The 18,075-nt window shown below is 61.1% G+C and carries 13 protein-coding genes and 1 pseudogene; 4 read left to right on the forward strand and 10 right to left on the reverse strand.

What is annotated here, in order from left to right; translation table 11 throughout:
* Nucleotides 1–23: 23 nt before the first annotated feature.
* Nucleotides 24–1,082 (forward strand): tRNA 2-selenouridine(34) synthase MnmH, encoded by a 1,059-nt coding sequence (mnmH, locus tag G5S42_RS22755; RefSeq protein WP_176108833.1) that lies wholly within the window; start codon nt 24–26, stop codon nt 1,080–1,082.
* Here mnmH and G5S42_RS45795 read toward each other — a convergent pair.
* The 5 genes from G5S42_RS45795 to G5S42_RS22780 form a co-directional block, all read right to left on the reverse strand.
* A complete protein-coding gene (locus G5S42_RS45795) occupies nt 1,065–1,394 on the reverse strand; it encodes a fatty acid desaturase (protein WP_176108834.1) in 330 nt (109 codons plus the stop codon). The genes mnmH and G5S42_RS45795 overlap by 18 nt on opposite strands.
* A 629-nt stretch (nt 1,395–2,023) precedes the next feature.
* Nucleotides 2,024–2,764 (reverse strand): helix-turn-helix transcriptional regulator, encoded by a 741-nt coding sequence (locus tag G5S42_RS22765; RefSeq protein ID WP_176108835.1) that lies wholly within the window; start codon nt 2,762–2,764, stop codon nt 2,024–2,026.
* A 1,169-nt stretch (nt 2,765–3,933) separates the two neighbouring features.
* On the reverse strand, nt 3,934–4,791 hold the full coding sequence (locus tag G5S42_RS22770; RefSeq protein WP_176108836.1) for an MBL fold metallo-hydrolase: 858 nt from the start codon (nt 4,789–4,791) through the stop codon (nt 3,934–3,936).
* A gap of 28 nt (nt 4,792–4,819) precedes the next feature.
* The gene (locus G5S42_RS22775; protein WP_312883598.1) at nt 4,820–9,094 is read right to left on the reverse strand and encodes an nSTAND1 domain-containing NTPase; all 4,275 of its coding nucleotides are present in this window, start codon (nt 9,092–9,094) and stop codon (nt 4,820–4,822) included.
* A gap of 107 nt (nt 9,095–9,201) precedes the next feature.
* The gene (locus G5S42_RS22780; RefSeq protein WP_246392055.1) at nt 9,202–10,062 is read right to left on the reverse strand and encodes a helix-turn-helix transcriptional regulator; all 861 of its coding nucleotides are present in this window, start codon (nt 10,060–10,062) and stop codon (nt 9,202–9,204) included.
* 108 nt (nt 10,063–10,170) lie between these two features.
* On the opposite strand from G5S42_RS22780, the gene G5S42_RS22785 reads away from it, so the two are divergent.
* Both G5S42_RS22785 and G5S42_RS22790 read left to right on the forward strand, forming a co-directional pair.
* The gene (locus G5S42_RS22785) at nt 10,171–10,992 is read left to right on the forward strand and encodes an SDR family NAD(P)-dependent oxidoreductase (protein ID WP_246392056.1); all 822 of its coding nucleotides are present in this window, start codon (nt 10,171–10,173) and stop codon (nt 10,990–10,992) included.
* A gap of 74 nt (nt 10,993–11,066) precedes the next feature.
* Nucleotides 11,067–11,813: an SDR family oxidoreductase gene (locus tag G5S42_RS22790; RefSeq protein ID WP_176108840.1), complete on the forward strand. Its 747-nt coding sequence runs from the start codon at nt 11,067–11,069 to the stop codon at nt 11,811–11,813.
* Between the two features lie 9 nt (nt 11,814–11,822).
* On the opposite strand, the gene G5S42_RS22795 is transcribed toward G5S42_RS22790, so the two are convergent.
* The 5 genes from G5S42_RS22795 to G5S42_RS22815 form a co-directional block, all read right to left on the reverse strand.
* Nucleotides 11,823–12,200: a cupin domain-containing protein gene (locus G5S42_RS22795; RefSeq protein ID WP_312883599.1), complete on the reverse strand. Its 378-nt coding sequence runs from the start codon at nt 12,198–12,200 to the stop codon at nt 11,823–11,825.
* Nucleotides 12,201–12,283: 83 nt separating this feature from the next.
* Nucleotides 12,284–13,126 (reverse strand): helix-turn-helix transcriptional regulator, encoded by an 843-nt coding sequence (locus tag G5S42_RS45240; protein ID WP_176108842.1) that lies wholly within the window; start codon nt 13,124–13,126, stop codon nt 12,284–12,286.
* Between the two features lie 123 nt (nt 13,127–13,249).
* Entirely contained in the window at nt 13,250–13,531 is a 282-nt protein-coding gene (pqqD, locus tag G5S42_RS22805) for a pyrroloquinoline quinone biosynthesis peptide chaperone PqqD (RefSeq protein ID WP_176108843.1), read from the reverse strand.
* A gap of 82 nt (nt 13,532–13,613) precedes the next feature.
* A complete protein-coding gene (gene pqqA / locus G5S42_RS46180; protein WP_083788695.1) occupies nt 13,614–13,688 on the reverse strand; it encodes a pyrroloquinoline quinone precursor peptide PqqA in 75 nt (24 codons plus the stop codon).
* Nucleotides 13,689–13,899: 211 nt separating this feature from the next.
* Entirely contained in the window at nt 13,900–15,885 is a 1,986-nt protein-coding gene (locus tag G5S42_RS22815; protein ID WP_176108844.1) for a sigma-54-dependent Fis family transcriptional regulator, read from the reverse strand.
* Nucleotides 15,886–16,322: 437 nt separating this feature from the next.
* On the opposite strand from G5S42_RS22815, the pseudogene G5S42_RS22820 reads away from it, so the two are divergent.
* Nucleotides 16,323–18,049: pseudogene (locus G5S42_RS22820) on the forward strand (methanol/ethanol family PQQ-dependent dehydrogenase).
* Nucleotides 18,050–18,075 lie beyond the last annotated feature (26 nt).

Here is an 18,075-nt window from a genome sequence, read left to right on the forward strand (position 1 = left end):
CAATGTGATACCTGAGGCAAAACATGTACGACGTGGATGCTTTGAAGAAGTTTGACCTGGTGATTGATGCGAGGAGCCCGCGTGAGTTCGCCGAAGACCATTTGCCAGGCGCGATAAATCTGCCCGTTGTATTCGATGATGAGTACGCCGAAGTCGGTACTACGCATCGAACCGATCCTATGCGCGCGTATCAGATCGGCGTCGCCTATTCTTTAAAAAACATTGCGCGGCACCTCGAGCTTCCGTATTTTCGGCCAAGTCGAAAAATGTCAATTCTGGTTTATTGCTTCCGGGGTGGGAAACGAAGCAAGCTTTGGGCAGACACCTTAGAAACAATTGGCTACAAGGTCGAACGGCTCCCGAAGGGTTGGAAAGGATATCGGAGCTGGGTTCGTGAAACTCTTGGAGAGATCCCTTCCCGCTTGCAGTTCAATGTGCTTTCCGGTCCCACAGGATGCGGGAAGACGCGTTTGTTGATTGCTTTGAGAGAGTCTGGTGCACAGATCATCGACCTCGAAGCCCTCGCCTCGCACCGAGGATCGATCATTGGGGCAATTCCCGGACGACAACAACCCACTCAGAAGCTATTCGACAGCATGTTGCTTGCCGAGCTTTATCGGCTGGACTCTTCGAAACGCGTCTGGATTGAAGGCGAGAGCAAACGTATTGGGCAAGTCCAATTGCCTACTGCGCTGTTCGATCGAATGCATGAGGGACGTTTGTTTTCGGTCAAAACGCCAATGCACGAGCGAATCGAAATGTGGCGTCGCGAGTATCCCCACTTCGAAAAAGACCCTGAGGGTCTAGTCGCCCGCCTAAGCTATCTAAAAGCCCTCATAAGCGGCGCAACCCTACAAAAATGGGTGTCGCTAGCTGAGCGACATGAAATCGTCGCCTTGTTCGAGAGCATCATGCTCGATTATTATGATCCTGCATACGCGCGCTCCACGAAAAAAAACTACTCGCGTAGCGGCTGTCCTATAGAAGTCGAACTTGAGACATTAGATTCATCATATCTTGCTACGGTCGCAAAGCGTTTGATTTCTGAGAGCGAGACGCCGACGTCATTGATGCGTGAGTAAGATCTTTGCGCGTCGATCCATTAGGTAGTACCAAGCCGGCGGAAACAGCGCTAACCAAAGCATCTGAAAGTAGCCTGCGGGCATAGCGACGCCTTGCGAACTGAGATTCAAATATCTCACCTCACTTTCGCGATGGTGAGCGTTGTGAAATCCGTTATTGACAAGCAGACAGTTCGACAGCCAGAAGTCGACGTCCCAAGCTGTTATCGTGGGATGGGAGGAATCCGTGGCGATACCGTAATGCTGGATTATACCCCACTGTTTCGACAACAAAGATGCTAACAATGGAATAGCCAATATAGAAGATTGCAACTCGACCTTGCAGAACCGCTGCTATGACCAGTAGAGAGGAGGAGAAAACTAGATTTCTAAACAAACTCAACGGTACCTTCCCGTCACGATATGACTGCGGAGAGAGTGAAGAGGTAAAGGCAGCCGTGTAGGATCTACCGGCATGGCGCCACGCCGACGTTCCCAACGGCGCCGCCGAACCGAACTTCGGATTTCCCACGTGTTGATGATGTAGTTGATGTGCGAATCGATAGTGAGGATAGCCGGCGACGGCGAATGCGATGTCACTTGTCTCCCTCCAGAATCTATTCGGTCGATGCGCAAGTTCATGAAGGTGCGCCATCGCGGTCGCGCTGAGTAATCCGCAAGCTGTCGCAAGTCCGATCAACTCTATCCAAGACGACATGCTTGCGCGCCATGCGCCGACTCCCATCGCGACCATCCACGCGACCGCGAACCAACACGGCACCTGATCCTCAGTTGTTTTATCGAAGACTTTCCCCGCTCCCGGAGCACCACGACCTATCGCCGCGTCCAGCATAGGAACAAGAAGAAGGACGATCATCGCGAACACCCACGGTTGTCCGATAAGGAACAGACCAGCCGCGGCTATCGGCAAAGTTAGTGATAACCAAAATGCGCTATACGAGTTACGCCAGAAGGTCATTTACCTGAGCGAACTTAACCGCTTCCGAAATATGAGAAACCCCAATCTTGTCTTTTATCTTTTTAAAATTTCCGTAGACCGTCTGAATAGAAACATCTAATTCGCGAGCAATATCTTCAGCAGTAAATCCCATCTTCAAGTAGCCCATTACACGAAGATCCATTTCGGTAATTCCATGCGCCTCAACCAGCTCGCGCTTTGAGACTCGATTGAACCAATCCAGTAGCTCCGAGGCGAGCGCCCTGAAGTACAACCGATGTGCAGCGAGCTTTTTTTCCCCGATTTCCTGGCTATCGTCGGAACCGATGTACAGAACGCCCAGACGGTCTGAAACGCTCGTGTGGACGGGAACGACGATTCCACTTCTGAAGCCATGTTCACTCGCGGCTGCAAGCATTTCACACTGGCCTTGCGTCTCGAGCGCAATCTCCGAACCTGTGATTGGTGCAGTGTTGCTTCGCGCGTACTCCAAAAATGGATCGGTCATATACCACTTATTGGTGTTGTACATCTGGCACCATTCGGGGCTGCAGCCGATCAAAAAACGATGCGTAGGACGGGCCGCCGTCGACACTCCGGGGTAAATGGCAACGAAGACGTACGACTCTCCGCCCAGTGCGCTGACTATGGCCTTCACGTAATCGGCCAATTCGCAATCGCCGCTGGCGGTGATGAGCCTTTCAAAAAGGACGCTTAGGTCTGGGGGCGTCAGTTGGGTGGCCATCTCTTCCGCCTCTATCCCTTCCCGATCTCTCCAGCTATCCGAGCGTGCGACTTTCTAGAAGTTGACGCCGAACCTCGTAATACAACGGGGCGAGTTCTTTCGAATAGTTATCTGCAACGGCGAATCGTTGGACATCGTACGGAACCGTTATGGGAAGCACCTGGACGAATGTCGATTGATCTCTTTCAATCAGTCGTCGCTCCAGAACGAACCCCCGGGGAGCCCTAAAAAGACTGAGCACAACCCGCTCTCCGCCGATAAGGAGCCCGCGCTCAAAAATAAGGCTCTTCATCATCGACTCCGTCACGGAGATTGCGATGACCACAGGAGGAGCAGGCAATCCCTTCAGCATCGATTTCTGACGTACTAGAGATAAAGTCCTCGGACCCACACGCATCACACTCCATGATCAAACCGTTAAACACGGCGCCGCAGCACTGACAAGTGAGGCGGTGAACCTCACCTGCGGCGAGGATTTCCCAGCAGTCTTCCATCGGAACACTGCATTTGGGACAGAGAAAACCCAGTTCGCATGTAGCGCTCGCCATGACTGAAAGCCACCCGAAAGGACAAGCCGCATCAAACAATACTTCAGCTTAGTTTGCTCGGTTTCATCTGCCCAATAGCGGGAGCCAATAGTGTATCGACTCCTCATAATGCGAATTTCTTGAACGATGGCGTGGTCTGGCTTAATGGTTGCTTGAGCGGGTGCGGACGACTCAGCAAAACCTGATTGTCATCAATTGGGGACGACTGCAGTTTGTACGAGGCGCAATGTCCCAGAGCGAGCCGCCAAAAGGCCGTCTTAGGTCACTGGTTTCGCTCTTCGGAGAATCTAGGGTAGCGTCGTCCCGAGCGAATATTGGTCCCACGAGAGCCCCAACGCGCCGCTAACGTCCAAGTTTTTTGCGTATACAGGTACGTATACCGCCGTTCTTTTAACCATGTTTCTTGTTATTTTTCAATCGGTTATGTGTTTAATTCGAGTCCTCTCCTGGCACCACAAGTTGTTCCGGCGTAAGCCGAAGTAGTTCGAGAAACCCCGTAAGATCAAAGTCTTACGGGGTTTTTTGTTATTCACAGCTGGGCTTCCGGAGCGCCAGGCCACGCTCTCAGCCCCACCTGCATTGCGGCACATGCGCCGATCTCGCCACGAAAGCCCGTCAACATCAATCCCTCCGCATGCGAACAACCAACGCGAGCAAGCGGGCGCGCATTTCATCGGCCGGCAAGTGCGTGGGCCAGCCGTGACCAGGAAGCAACCAGTCGAAGCGATACGCGGCTAGCTTGCCAAGCGATTCGGTGAGCTCAGACCATGAATACCAGCACGCGTCCCTGAACGCGACGAGGTCCCCCACGCGCGGGCTCCACGCGAGCGAATCACCCGAGAACAACACGCTGTCGTCGAGCAGGTACACGACGCTGCCGCGCGTGTGCCCGGGGACAGGGATCGCGCTTACGCCGACCGCAATGTCCGTTGCCGATCCATCGTCGAGCAGGTCCGTTGCATAAGGCGCGGCCGACATGTCTTCCCGGTGAATCCAGACGCGCGCGCCGAAATGACGAGCGTATTTATCTGCGTCCGCGACGTCGTCACGATGCGATAGAAGGATGTGCGCGATGCCACCGTTCTCATCAAACCATTTCACGAGTTCCGCCGCGTAGCGCGGTGAGTCGATCATCAGATTGCCGTCCGGACGCCTCGCAAAGTAAGAGTGCGCGCCAAACGACGACCGCGCGTTAAATCCGCAGCGCCATACAGCCGACGTGATCGGCTGTGGAAAGATCGCGGCACCCGGACGAGGCTGCGTCGTTTCACTCCGTACCGACGCCGTAGGACACACGAGCACCGCACGCCATGCGTCGACGTGCTCTTCGGGCGTAACGGGCTGCCGCAAGAAGACACTCTTGTCGTTTCGTTCGACAATCAGCCCCGGCGCGACGTGACGCGATGCACCGCAATTGATGCACGCTGTGTCGATGTACCACTCGCCTGGGACGGAATCGGCGTTGCGTGTCGGCTTCATTCGATGCTCCTGTCGTCCGGTCGGCAAATCAGGATCCACATACGTTTTCGTCCCGGCGCCCGCGTACGAGAGAAAGGGCGGCTCCATCACCGGTTGTGAGCAAGTTTGCTCCCACAAGCCTTTCCTTGCACACCGCCATCGCCAGGCTCCGCCCTCGATTCTGCATAAGCCATCGGATAGGCCACACCCGCGCGGTCTGATCCGCGGACGCGGTCACCACCCGCTGGCCGTCCGGGCTGAAGGCAGCGGAGCTCACGGCTCCCAGGTGCCCGGTGAGTTGCGCGATCACCAGGCCAGTCGCCGCGTCCCATACTCGCGCGTTCTGATCCGCGGACGCGGTCACTACCCGCTGGCCGTCCGGGCTGAAGGCGGCGGAACCCACTGCCCCCTGATGCCCGCTGAACTGGCCGATCTGTTTGCCCGTCGCCGCGTCCCACACCCGCGCGGTCCCATCCGCGGACGCGGTCACCACGCGCCGTCCGTCCGGGCTGAAGGCGGCGGAAAAAACGGTGCCGCGATGGCCGCTGAGCACCACGATCTGTTTGCCGGTGGCCGCGTCCCACACCCGCGCGGTCCCATCCCAGGACGCAGTCACCACCCGCTGGCCGTCCGGACTATAGGCGACGGAATCAACCGGCTCCTGATGCCCGCTGAGCAGCAAGATCTGTTTGCCCGTGGCCGCGTCCCACACTCGCGCGGTCCCATCCGCGGACGCCGTCGCCACCCGCTGGCCGTCCGGGCTGAAGGCGGCGGAAAAAACTGCCCCGTGATGCCCGCTAAGCTGGGCGATCTGTTTGCCCGCGGCCGCATCCCACAGCCACGCGGTCTGATCCGCGGACGCGGTCACTATCCGCCGGCCGTCAGGGCTGAACGCAGCGGAGTCAACCCACCCCTGATGCCCGCTGAGCAGCGCAATCTGCTTGCCCGTGGCGACGTCCCACACCCGCGCAGTCCTGTCACGGGACGCCGTCACCACCCGCTGACCGTCCGGGCTGAAGGCGGCGAAAACGACTGGCTCCTGATGTCCGCTGAGCAGCAAGATCCCCTTCCCCGCGTCCCACGCGCGCGCTGTCCTGTCACGGGATGCAGTCAACACCCGCTGACCGTCCAGGCTGAAGACGGCGACGTTCACCGGCCCCTGATGTCCGATGAGCTGCACGATCGTCTGTCCGGTCGCCGCATCCCACACCCGCGCAGTCTTGTCATCGGAGGCGGTCACCACACGCAGGCCGTCCGGGCTAAAGGCGGCGGAGCTGACCGGTCCCTGATGTCCGGTGAGCTGCGTGATCACGTGGCCGGTCGCCGCATCCCACACCCGCGCGGTTTTGTCATCGGACGCGGTCACCACGCGCCGGCCGTCCGGGCTGAAGGCCGCGGAGAAAACCGGTCCCTGATGCCCGGCGAGCTGCGCGATCACGTGGCCGGTCGCCGCATCCCAAACCCGCGCGGTTTTGTCATCGGACGCGGTCACCACGCGCCGGCCATCCGCGCTGAAGGCCGCGGAGCTCACCAGTTCCCGATGCCCGCTGAGCTGCGCGATCACCTGGCCGGTCGCCGCATCCCAAACCCGCGCAGTCCTGTCCGCGGACGCGGTCACCACGCGCCGGCCGTCCGGGCTGAAGGCCGCGGAGAAAACCGGCCCCTGATGCCCGTTGAGCTGCACGATCTGTTTGCCCGCAGCAGCGTCCCACACCCGCGCGGTCCTGTCCGCCGAGGCGGTCACCACGCGCCGGCCGTCCGGGCCGAAGGCGGCGGAATAAACCAGATCCCGATGCCCGCTGAACTGCACGATCTGTTTGCCCGTAGCCGCGTCCCACACTCGCGCGGTTCTGTCCGCCGAGGCGGTCACCACGCGCCGGCCGTCCGGGCCGAAGGCGGCGGAATAAATCAGCCCCTGATGTCCGCTGAGCTGCACGATCTGTTTGCCGGTAGCCGCGTCCCATACCCGCGCGGTCCCATCCCAGGACGCGGTCACCACCCGCTTACCGTCGGGGCTGAATACGGCGGAATCGACCGCATCCTGATGCCCGCCGAGCAACGCAATTTGCATTGATGCCTGCGCGCCGCGCATGAGCTCCAGCTCTGCGTCAACCGATCCCGGCGAGAGCCAACTCTTGCGCACCGCCAGTATCGCGAAGCGCATTGCGCGATCGTAGATTCCCGCGTCGTTCGCCAGCGTCGCGGCCGACGCCAACACAACGGAAGTCTGGCGTGCGACCGTCCGGGTCTGATGAATGATCCACCCCCCTGTCGCAATCAGAATGAACGCGATTACGCCCATCAGTACCTGGATGAGTCGCTGCGTGGACGCTGTCCGTGTGTGAGCGATTCGCTGCAACTGCGACTCGCGCTCCTCGCGCCCGCGGCAAGCCCGCAAATAGGAGAGGTCATCCGTGCCCAGCATTCGTTCGAAGTCCGAACGCTGCAGGATCGCTTCCGCGCTGGTCAGCCGCTCGCCGGCGTGGGCCAGCCAGGCCGTCCCCTGCCCGTGCTTTTGCCACTCCTGCGCCGCTCGCTGCACGGTTGCGACTGTCTTGAGCGCATCCGCGTCCGCGTCGAGCCAGGCGGCAAGGACAGGCCACTGCCGTAACAACGCCTCGTGCGCGATTTCAATGATGGTGGTTTCCTCATTGCTAGCTTCGGCCTTGCGCCGGTCTTGCAATAGCAGTCGATACCGGATGAGACGCTTCAGGACGGCATGGGCGGATTCGGGAAGCTCATCCCAGCGTGCCCCGCGGCGCTTGCGCTGTTGCGTCAGCGGTTCGACGTGCGCGAGCCATGGGATCAAGCCCTCGCGCAGCAGGCGCTCGCGCGCGGCCTTATCTGCTGGAACGGCGGGCTCCCGTCCGGGATCGGCAAATGCCGATTCGACCGCGGCCTCGATGGAACCGCGCATACCCCCGATCGCCTGATAGTCGGCTACGCTGAAGTTTCCGGTGGCGCCATAGTCGGTAAATAGCCGCTCGAGCGTAAAGGCCAGCAAGGGCAATGCGTCTGCCCCTTCAGTATCCCGAAGAAGCCGCTCGGTCAGCGCTGGCTCGATCGTCAGCTTCCGCCCGGCGGCGGTAGCCCGCGCGGCAGGACCCTCGATCACCGCCTTGAATTCCGCGCGCTCCAATGGAGGGAGACTGAAGACACGCGGTGGTACGCCGCGCAGCGTTGGCGCGCTCTGCAATTGCTCGTAAGCGTCTGTGCGGATCGCCACGACCGCAAGCGCACGCTGCCGTTTGCCGATCGTCTGCATTCCCGCGTGTTCCGCCGTGGCGAGCGTCCTCGCAAGCAGGGACAGGAAGTGCGAAGACTCCTCTTCGCCTTCCGCGCTGAATAATTCCTCGCCCTGGTCGACGCAGACAAGAACGGTCGGCACAACGGCATCTGACGCGAGCCGCGAGCAGTGCAGCGTTTGAAGCTGGCCAAGCAATTGCTCAAATCCATCAGGAGTCTGAACTGCCTGGCGGATCTCGGCGCGCGTCCTGAGTACCGCGAGTTCCAGAAAGGCCAGCTCGATACTGACGACGAGTCCGGTGGCGCCAGTAACAACAGCCCGCTCCGGACGGATCACTGGAAGCGGCAAAAAGTTTCGGTCATCGCGCTTCAGGCGCGGCCACAGGCCGGCCCGCACAAAGGACGACTTGCCCGCTCCGGATGCGCCGAGGATGACCAACATCCGCTCGATCCCCTGCTTGCGGACGCTGCGTAGCGTATCGAGCCCGCGCAATACCGCCGTGTCCCGGCCAAAGAACACGGCCGCATCCTCGGCCTCCAGCGCTCTCAGTCCCGGATAAGGGGGGCGCTCGGCATCGTTAGCCGGCGGCCACGGAAAGCCCGACGGAGCGGAGCCGGCTCGCCGCAGCCCAAGCTCGAGCCGGGCAAGCCCCGCTTTGGCGAAAGAGACTTCAGTTGCCGAAACGAGCGGGTCATGCGAGACCCGGAAGCTCTGGCGTTGGGTCCCGGCGGTGAGGTCACAGACCTGCCATTGCGCCGTCAATTCTTTCGGCAAGGCGTCGATCGGCGTCGCCTCGACGAGCACACCGAAGATTGTCTTGCCCAGGAATCTGGCAAAGGTTAACTGAGCCAGGCACGAGCGAGAGTCGCACCATGCGGGCGAAATCAGAAACAGCACGGCCTCGCAGCGGTCGGCCGCAGACTTGAGCGCTTCCTGCCAGCGTTCCCCAGCAGCCAACCCCTCGACCGGCTCGAGGTCCAGGAAGTAATCATCCCAGCCGTTATCGGCAAGCCAGTGTCCGATCGCGAGCGCGAGAGCGTTATTCGCGCTGGCGTGGCTGATGAAAATCGTGGGCACCGCGCTGCGAACTTCAGTCCCGCAGTTGACTGCACTCGCAAAGGACACCATCCACCTCATGTGTTTGAGTCTGGCATCCCGCGCGCTGAATTGATTGCCTCAATGCTTTATAGCTCGCGCCTGGCGGACACGATGAGAGCGTCCAGCTTGTCCGCGGTCCTGCATTCGTCAAGCGGTGTGTAGACGGTGAGCTTGCGATCGGAGCCGTCCAGCAGCGCGAAACTGGTGTATTCGAAGACCATCAGGCCTTTTCGCGGATGCCTGATGCGCTTGATATTCGATAACGGATTGAGCACCTCGTGCCTGCGCCACCACGCATTGAATTCGTCGCTCCTGTGTCGCAGCGTCGATATCAGCCGTTCAAAATCAGGATCGCCCACATAGCGCGCACTGTCGTTACGGAACATCGCAAGGGACGCACGCGCCACTTCCTCCCAGTCAACGAGCAAACGGCGGTGCCGCGCATTCGCGAAAACCATGAACATCAGATTGCGCTCATCCACCGAAAGCTGCCCGTAGTCACCGAATACCAAAGTGGCGGCCCGATTCCAGCCCAGGATATCCCAGCGACGGCCAGTGACGTAAGCGGGCTGGCCCGACAGGCTGGCAAGCATCCGTTGCACCGGCTCCTCGAGCTTTTCCGGATTCGTCGACTGGAGTTCCGGCGACGGACGATCGCTCAATACGAACAGATGCCGCCGCTCAACGGCGTCCAGTCGCAACGCATCCGCGATTGCGATCAGCACCTCTTCGGACGCGCGGACGTCGCGCCCCTGTTCGAGCCAGGTGTACCACGTGATACCGACGTCCGCGAGCATCGCGACTTCCTCGCGGCGCAGCCCCGGCGTGCGTCGTCGAAAACCGTCCGGCAATCCGACCGCGGCCGGACTCAGGTGCTCGCGCCGCGACCTCAGGAATGCGCCTAGCTCACCACGGCGTCGTTCGGCGGCGAGGGTTCTGACGTTCATCGTCATCGTGGTAGCTCCCTATACCAGTATCGATCCAGCACTGTTTGTCGCGCGGCAAAGCGCACAGCATGAAGACGAAACCAACTTCCAGTCTATTCAATCATGAACATGACGAACAAGCTTGTGCTGGTTACCGGCTCCACCGACGGACTCGGACGCTGCGTCGCGAATCGGCTGGCAGCCCAGGGCGCGCACGTGCTCGTTCACGGGCGAAACATGGAACGGGGCGAATCCGTCGTTCGCGAGATAGCGGGTGCGGGAGGCAAAGCGACTTTTTATCCGGCTGATCTGTCTACGTTCGCGGAAGTTCAATCGCTGGCAAGCGCGATCGGGCGCGCGCACGATCGACTCGACCTGCTTATCAACAACGCCGGCATCGGGACCGGTCCGCGTGGCTCGACCAGGCAAGTCACGGCGGATGGAATCGAATTGCGGTTCGCGGTGAACTACCTCGCGGGCTTCGCCCTGACGAGGCTTCTGCTGCCTCTTTTGCTGACGGGCTCGAGATCGCGGATTGTCAATGTTGCTTCCGTGGGACAACGCCCGATCGATTTCGACGACGTGATGTTGAGCCACGGCTATAGCGGTACCGCGGCCTATTGCCAGAGCAAGCTCGCGCAAATCATGTTCACGTTCGATCTGGCCGACGAACTGGCGCAGACCGGCGTGACGGCGAACTGTCTGCATCCGGCCACATACATGGACACAACCATGGTGAGGAATGGGGGAATCACGCCTCTGAGCACGGTCGAGGAAGGTGCTGACGCAGTTCTTCATCTTGCGGCCAGCACCGCAATGGAAGGCCGTACCGGCCTCTATTTCGACGGCACAGGGCTCGCCAGAGCTCATCCCGACGCCTACAACCCTGCGCTTCGCAAGCGACTGCGTCAGCTCAGCTTTCAGTTGACGGACCCGTCGCTGGCACATTGACACATCGAACTTCGATGTCGGTCCGGCCCGGGTTCCGGAAACCCGGCATTTTTCAAAGAGCGGAAACTTCAACCATGTCAGATCATGTCTTCATTGTCGGCGGTTCTTCCGGGATTGGCTTCGCTACAGCGAGCCGGCTACTGGAGCGGAGATACGCGGTTACGATTGCCGGGCGAGATTCGGCGAAACTGGCCAAAGCGAAGGCCGCGTTGCGCGGCGCTGCAAATACGGTGAGATTCGATGCATCCGATGCATCGACCATCGCCGGCACGTTTGCCGAGATTGGCGCAATCGATCACCTGGTTCTCGCGCTCGGCAGTGGCAAGGGGGGAGGCCCGTTTTCAGCCGTCAGTCTCGATGCGGTGCGTAGGGGATTCGATGAGAAAGTGTTTCCTCATTTCGCGTGTGCCCAGGCGGCCCTTGCGTCGATTGCGAAAACCGGAAGCATCACTTTTCTCTCTGCCGTATCGGCACACTCGGCCATGCCCGGAACAGCGGGCCTCGGCGCAGCGAACGCGGCGATTGCGGCGATCGTGCCGATCCTGGCGGCAGAGCTACGCCCGTTGCGGATTAACGCAGTTTCCCCTGGCGTCATTGATACGCCGTGGTGGGACTTTCTCTCTGAGCAAGATAAGGAGTCCGCTTTTGCCGGTTATGCGGCGAGAACGCCGGTAGGACGAATTGGCCAGCCTGACGACATCGCCATGGCGATTGAATTTCTGATTTCGAACTCCTTCATGTCTGGGCAAACCATCATATGCGACGGTGGAATTGGTCTGGATTCGGCTGGCCAGACCGTCCCGCTGACCGAGCCTCGCTGACGATCTGCATCAGGTGTCACCGGTGGGAACGATTCCCGCCGCCTCGACCATCAGGATCACCGTTTTCACAGGCGCTCGAGGGCGATGCAGCAGGCCTTTATGCACGACAAACGCTTGTCCCGGGCCCAGATCGACGACCTGGTCCTCGAGGTCGATCAGGAAGCGTCCGCTAACCACATAAAAGAATTCGTCCTGCGCGTCATGTTTGTGCCAATGATATTCGCCCTGCACGACACCCAGCCGAACTACCGACTGGTCCACCTGACACAGCGTCTGGTTGTACCAGGGATGGCCGTTTGCCGCCACGAGGGCGGGCACATCGATGACTTCGCCGAAGGAGTAGAGGACGTTAAGGTGGGTCGAGTACGGAAAGGAATCGGTGCTCACATCAGTCTCCATGAACGTCAGTTCGTGTCGAATATGCGAGCCACTGTAGGCCTAGGCAGTTCTGTTGGTCTTGTACCGGACCGTCAATCTTTGGTACGGGAGCGATCTTCGAGCAACTGCGCGCGGTACGCGCCCGGTGTCAGCCCCATCCTGCGCCGAAACACGCGTGTAAAGTGGCTTTGGTCGGCGAAACCGGCGGCCTGAGCAATCGCTTTGAGCGAATGGCGTCCACCGGTCAATTGAGCGCATGCAAAATCGAGCCGAAGCTGGCGCACGTAATCTCCGACAGTACAGCCATAGTGCTTGCGGAATTCCCGCGCGAGGTGGTCGGCGCAAACATGGCTGTCCGAAGCGATTTCGTCCAACGTCAACGTCTCACGAAAACGATCGTGCAGTAATGCTTCCACGCGAGCGAGCCATCGACGTGAACCGTCAACCGTTGCCGCGCGCGGGACGGCCCGCTCGCACGCCGCAAGAAGCTCGAGTACCAGCCCTTCGACTGCTAGCGATGTAGCCGAATCCTGCTCACGGCACTCGCGGACGAGACGGCGCATGAACGACAACGGAGCTCCACTGGCGAAGTCATCCGGGCGATCGAGGACTTGGGTCCGACCGCCCAGCCGCTCTAGCCACGAAGACGAAAATTCGACATGGAGCGCCTTGCCGCCGGCCCCGTACCAGCAATTTGCGTGCGGTACGGCTGCGGGGAAAAGCGTCAGTGACATCGGCCCATCTTCGCCACCGCGTGACGGCCAGGTTCGTGTACCGCGGCCGTCCAGCACGAAACAGAAAAACGGATTCACATGTTCGTGCTGCGGAATGATGAGATCCGTTGCGAATTGGGTCTCCACGACCGAGATGCCATCACCCCTGTATTGCAGGGTGGTAGCGCCGAAGTAGTCGCCCGGCTCAAGTACCCGTAGCATGGGATTGCTCCCAAAGAGACGTTGCAGTCGATATTACACACTTGTCGGCCCTGCGAGTCAGCTCCTGCCACGATGTCAACGGCATCGGATCAGCGGGCAACGAGCACAAAGTCCTGGGGCTGGTCAATCCAGCCAGCCGCGCAGTCGCGCGTGATCGAGAATACGGTAGACGTCGGGCGCAAGTTCGGACGTGCCGAAAAGCCGTTCGAGTTCGCCGATGATGTCGTCTAGCTCGTGTTCTCCGTCGCAACGCGCGAGGATCGCGCCGGCGCTAGCGTTGAGCTTCACCATCCCTTCGGCATAGAGCAGCACGTAGGCGTCCTGCGCCGCTTCCCACTGCAGGCGGAAGACGCTTCGCAGGCGGGGGCGCAGCGGCACGCCGCTATCCGAGTCACGCGTGTTCATTGCGATCCCAGTGTGTTCATGGTCGTTCGTTGCGCCGCCCGCGGCGCCCTACGTGCAGCGCGGGCGGCACGCCGCAGCCCGCTCAGCGATTGGCGATATACATCGTGATTTCAAAGCCGAAACGCACTTCGGCATACGACGGGGTAATCCATTGCATGGCATGTCTCCTTGTTTGCGATTGGATGAAAAACCGCACTCGATGCGCGGCCGCTCCCTTCAAAGCAAAGGATATGCCGATGTCGTAATGCGAGGCGCGGGCATTCGGGAGATGGACGGTGTTGATTTTTGGAGCACCGCTGCTGCGCGATGCAACAGCGGCGTGACAACACATTGGCGAAACCGAAGTGCCGATGAAAGCGGTGATGGGCTCAAAAATCGTCCACGGTACGTCCTGGCTCGACCGCGGGCATCTTCCGGTAGATCATGTTGCGCGACACGCCGAGTTCGCGCGCGGCCGCCGAAACGTTGCCGCCATGCCGCGCGAGCGCCGCGGCGATCACCGACACGGTCACGTCCTGCAGACGAGCGCACTCCGGCACGCACGCATTGCCCGCGCCTCGCGTATCCGCCGCGCCGCTCGACGCTACGCCACAGCGCAGGTCATCGAAGAAGTCATCGGGCAAATGCTCGCGCCGGATCTCGCCGTCCGCGTCGACCATGGCCGCCGCGGTGCGCAGCAGATTGCCGAGCTGCCTGAAGTTGCCCGGCCACGGACAGCGCTCGAACATCGCCATCACGTCGGGCGCGACGTGAAGCGGCTGCCCGCTTGCGCTCGCGAGCGATTCGCGCAGCAACATCTTCTGGATCACGACCGCGAGATCGGTCCGCTCGCGCAGACGCGGCAGACGCACCACGAGGCCATTGAGCCGGTAGTAGAGATCCTCGCGGAAGCGGTTTTGCGCGATCATCACGCGCAGGTCACGGTGCGTCGCGCAGATGATCGCGACGTCCACCGCAATGCTGCGCGTCGAGCCGAGCGGGTTGACGACGCGTTCCTGCAGCACGCGCAGCAGCCGCACTTGCAGCGAATACGGCATGTCGCCGATCTCGTCGAGAAACAGCGTGCCGCCGTTCGCCTGCAGCAGCTTGCCGATTGCACCTTTGCGCCGCGCTCCGGTGAATGCGCCCTCCTCGTAGCCGAACAGCTCGGATTCGATCAGCGTCTCGGGAATCGAAGCACAGTTGACCGCGACGAACGGCCCGGCATGGCGCGGCGAATCATTGTGGATCGCCTGCGCGAGCAGTTCCTTGCCCGTGCCGGTCTCGCCATTGATCAGGATCGGAATGTCCTTGCCGATCACTCTTTTGACCTTCGCAATGACCGCGGCGATCTGCGGGTCGCCCGTGTCGAGATAGCTCAGACGTGAAAGCCTGGCAACGGTCTGCGGCGGCTCCTCGCGCGCCGCCGCCCGCGCGCCCTCGTGCACGGCGACCGGGCGGCTGCCTTCGGCCAGCGACGCCCGCCTGAACTGCACGCGCGCGCAAACCACCGCGCCGCTGCTCAGATTGAGCATCAGGTGCGGGTCGAGGCTCGCGCGCGCACGATCGATCAGTTGCGCGCTGGTGGTCTGGAACAGCGACGACAGCGTATGCGCGCGCAGCCCGGCGAGCGGCATGCCGAGCTGAAACTGCGCACTGCGGTTGGCCGACAGAAAACGTCCGTCGCTCGTGAACGCGACGATGCCTTCCATCAGCGTGCCAAGAAACTCCGGACGACTATGGAAGGACACTTGCAGAGTCTCGTGAAAGGTGGTCGTGAACAGATGGTTCTCGATCATCTGCACCGACATTTTGGCGAGCGCCATCGTGTGCTGATGATAGCTGCGGTAATCGCCCGTCACGTCGAGCACGCCGATCGCGTCACCATACGGATCGAGAATCGGCACGCTCGAGCAGGTCAGGAAGCGATTGGCCGCGAGGTAATGCTGGTCGCCGTGCACGACCATCGCGCAGCGCTCGGCCAACGCCGTACCGATCGCATTGGTGCCCTGGCGGTCTTCGGCCCAGTTCGCGCCGGGCCGCAGCGCGACTTTCTCCGCGCGCGCGAGAAAATCGTCGTCGCCGATCGAATGCAGGATCAGCCCTTCGGCATTGGTCAGCACGATCATGCTTTGCGTGTTGGCGATCTGCTCGCGCAGCGTCTCCATCACCGGCATCGCGTGCGCGCACAGCACCCGGTTCTGCTCGCGTTTGAGCACCAGTCCGGCGTTCGAAAGAACCTCGTAATCCGGTCGCGCCGACGCGCACAGACCAAACGTTTCGGACCGTTCGTGCGCTTTCTGAATCGCCGGCGCGGGAAAGTCATTGGACCGGACGGCCGTCTGAGCCACGGCCGGATGAACGTCATCGCGCATTGTCTCCCTCCAGCAGAGCCTGGTACCTTGCCAGACTTTTCTGCGTTCTCTTAAGCAAGCTCCGGGCCATTCATCGACGGTGGCGAAGCGAAGAGGCTGTATTACCGCAAATCGATGCGCGTTGCGATATGCGGAGTCACCCCGAGTGGCGCTCGACCCGCGCTGCTGACGTCGCCCTCGCCCCGAGCGATGTGCGCGAGCGCCGCAATTGTGCTATTTCTCAACACTCCATCGCCCGGCGTTGTACCGGGACGCAACAGATGGAACGCCACGCAAGCGATATATGCCGCGGCACGTTTCAGGCGCGCCGCCCTTTCGGACTCGCTCACAAAAATGGCATGCGACTTGCAGTAACGGCATCGCATCCGGATCGACGATACGGAACGAGGGGCGACGCCTCTCCCGGCACTGCATCGACAAACACTCAGGAGACGACCATGAAGAACCGTTCGCCCGCCGCTGGCCGGCTGGCTGTCCTTGGAGCGAGCATCGCGATCGCGATGGCACTGAACGTGGCTCCGGTGGCCGCCGCCCCGGACTATCCCGCCGTGACCTACGAGCGCCTCGCTCAAGCGCAAAGCGACCCGGGCTGGCTCACCTATTACCGCAGCTATAGCGGCCAGTCGCATTCCCCTCTGAAGCAGATCGATGCATCGAACGTCGCCGGTCTCAAGCAGGCCTGGAGCTATCGTTTCCCCGCGGAACTCAAGCAGGGATTCGAAGCAACTCCGATCGTCAACGGCGGGTACCTTTTCGTCAGTACACCCAAGGACAACGTCTATGCGTTCGATGTCAAAACCGGCACGCAGCTGTGGAAATACGAGCCGAAGCTCGGCGCGGAGTCGTTCAAGACCGCCTGTTGCGATGTCGTGAATCGCGGCGTCGCGCTGTATGGCAAGAATGTCTACGTGGCGATGCTGAGCGGCGAGGTGGCCGCGATCGACGCGCAGAGCGGCAACCTCGTGTGGAAGAAGCAGATGTTCGAGCCGGGTCTCGGCTACGCGTTCTCGCTTGCACCGCTCGCGCTCGATGGCGCGATCGTCGTCGGTACGTCGGGCGGCGAGTATGGGATTCGCGGCTATATCGCCGCGCTCAATCCCGACGACGGCTCGATCATCTGGAAGCGCTATACGATCCCGAGTGCCGGTGAGAAAGGCAGCGACACATGGCCCGACGGCATGCAGGAACATGGCGGCGGCGCGGCGTGGCTGACCGGCACTTACGACGCGGCCACGCAGACGCTGTACTGGGGCGTCGGCAATCCGGGGCCGTGGCTCGCGCGCTGCGTCCGGGCGACAACCTGTACTCCGATTCACTGCTCGCGCTCAACCCGAAAAACGGCGAGCTGAAGTGGCACTACCAGTACACGAACAACGACACGTGGGACTATGACGGCGTCAACACGCCGGTGCTTGCCAACATCAGCTACAAGGGCAAGCAGTATGACGCGATCATCCATGCCGACCGCAACGGCTTCTTCCACGCGATCGATCGCAAGACCGGCAAGCTGATCTACGCGGAGCCGTTCGTCAAGGCGCTATCGGTGACCGGCTACACCGCCGACGGCAAACCGGTTCAGGACGCCAGCCGGTTTCCGAAGGCCGGCACGACGATCAACACCTGCCCGAGCTTTCTCGGCGGCAAGAACTGGTGGTCGACCTCCTACGATCCGGAGCGGCACATCGCGGTGGTGCCGTCGCTGCATGCGTGCATGAGCCTGTCCGGCAAGTCGGTCAGCTACATGGAGGGCCTGCCCTACCTCGGCGAAGGCTTCGAGATTCAGCCCGAACCGGGCAGCCAGGGTTATGGCGAGCTTCAGGCCATCGACGTCAATACCGGCAAGAAGCTGTGGGGTCACTGGACCAAAATGCCGTGGAACGGCGGCGTCGCCACGACCGCGAGCGGGCTCGCCTTCAGCGGCTCGCTCGACGGCCATCTGTACGCGTTCGACGTGACGACGGGCAAGGTGTTGTGGGAGAGCCCGCAACTCGCGAGCGGCATCGTCGCGCAACCTTCCGTGTTCGAAGTCGACGGCAAGGAATACGTGGCCGTGCTCGCGGGCTACGGCGGTGCGAATCCGATCTGGGGCGGCCCGATGGCCGACGTCGCGAAGGACGTCCCGCGCGGCGGCACGCTGTATGTGTTCGCGCTCGATCGCAGCTAGGCACAGCAACCATTGCACCCGGATCG

The sequence above is a fragment of the Paraburkholderia youngii genome (genome assembly GCF_013366925.1).
GTDB lineage: Bacteria > Pseudomonadota > Gammaproteobacteria > Burkholderiales > Burkholderiaceae > Paraburkholderia > Paraburkholderia youngii.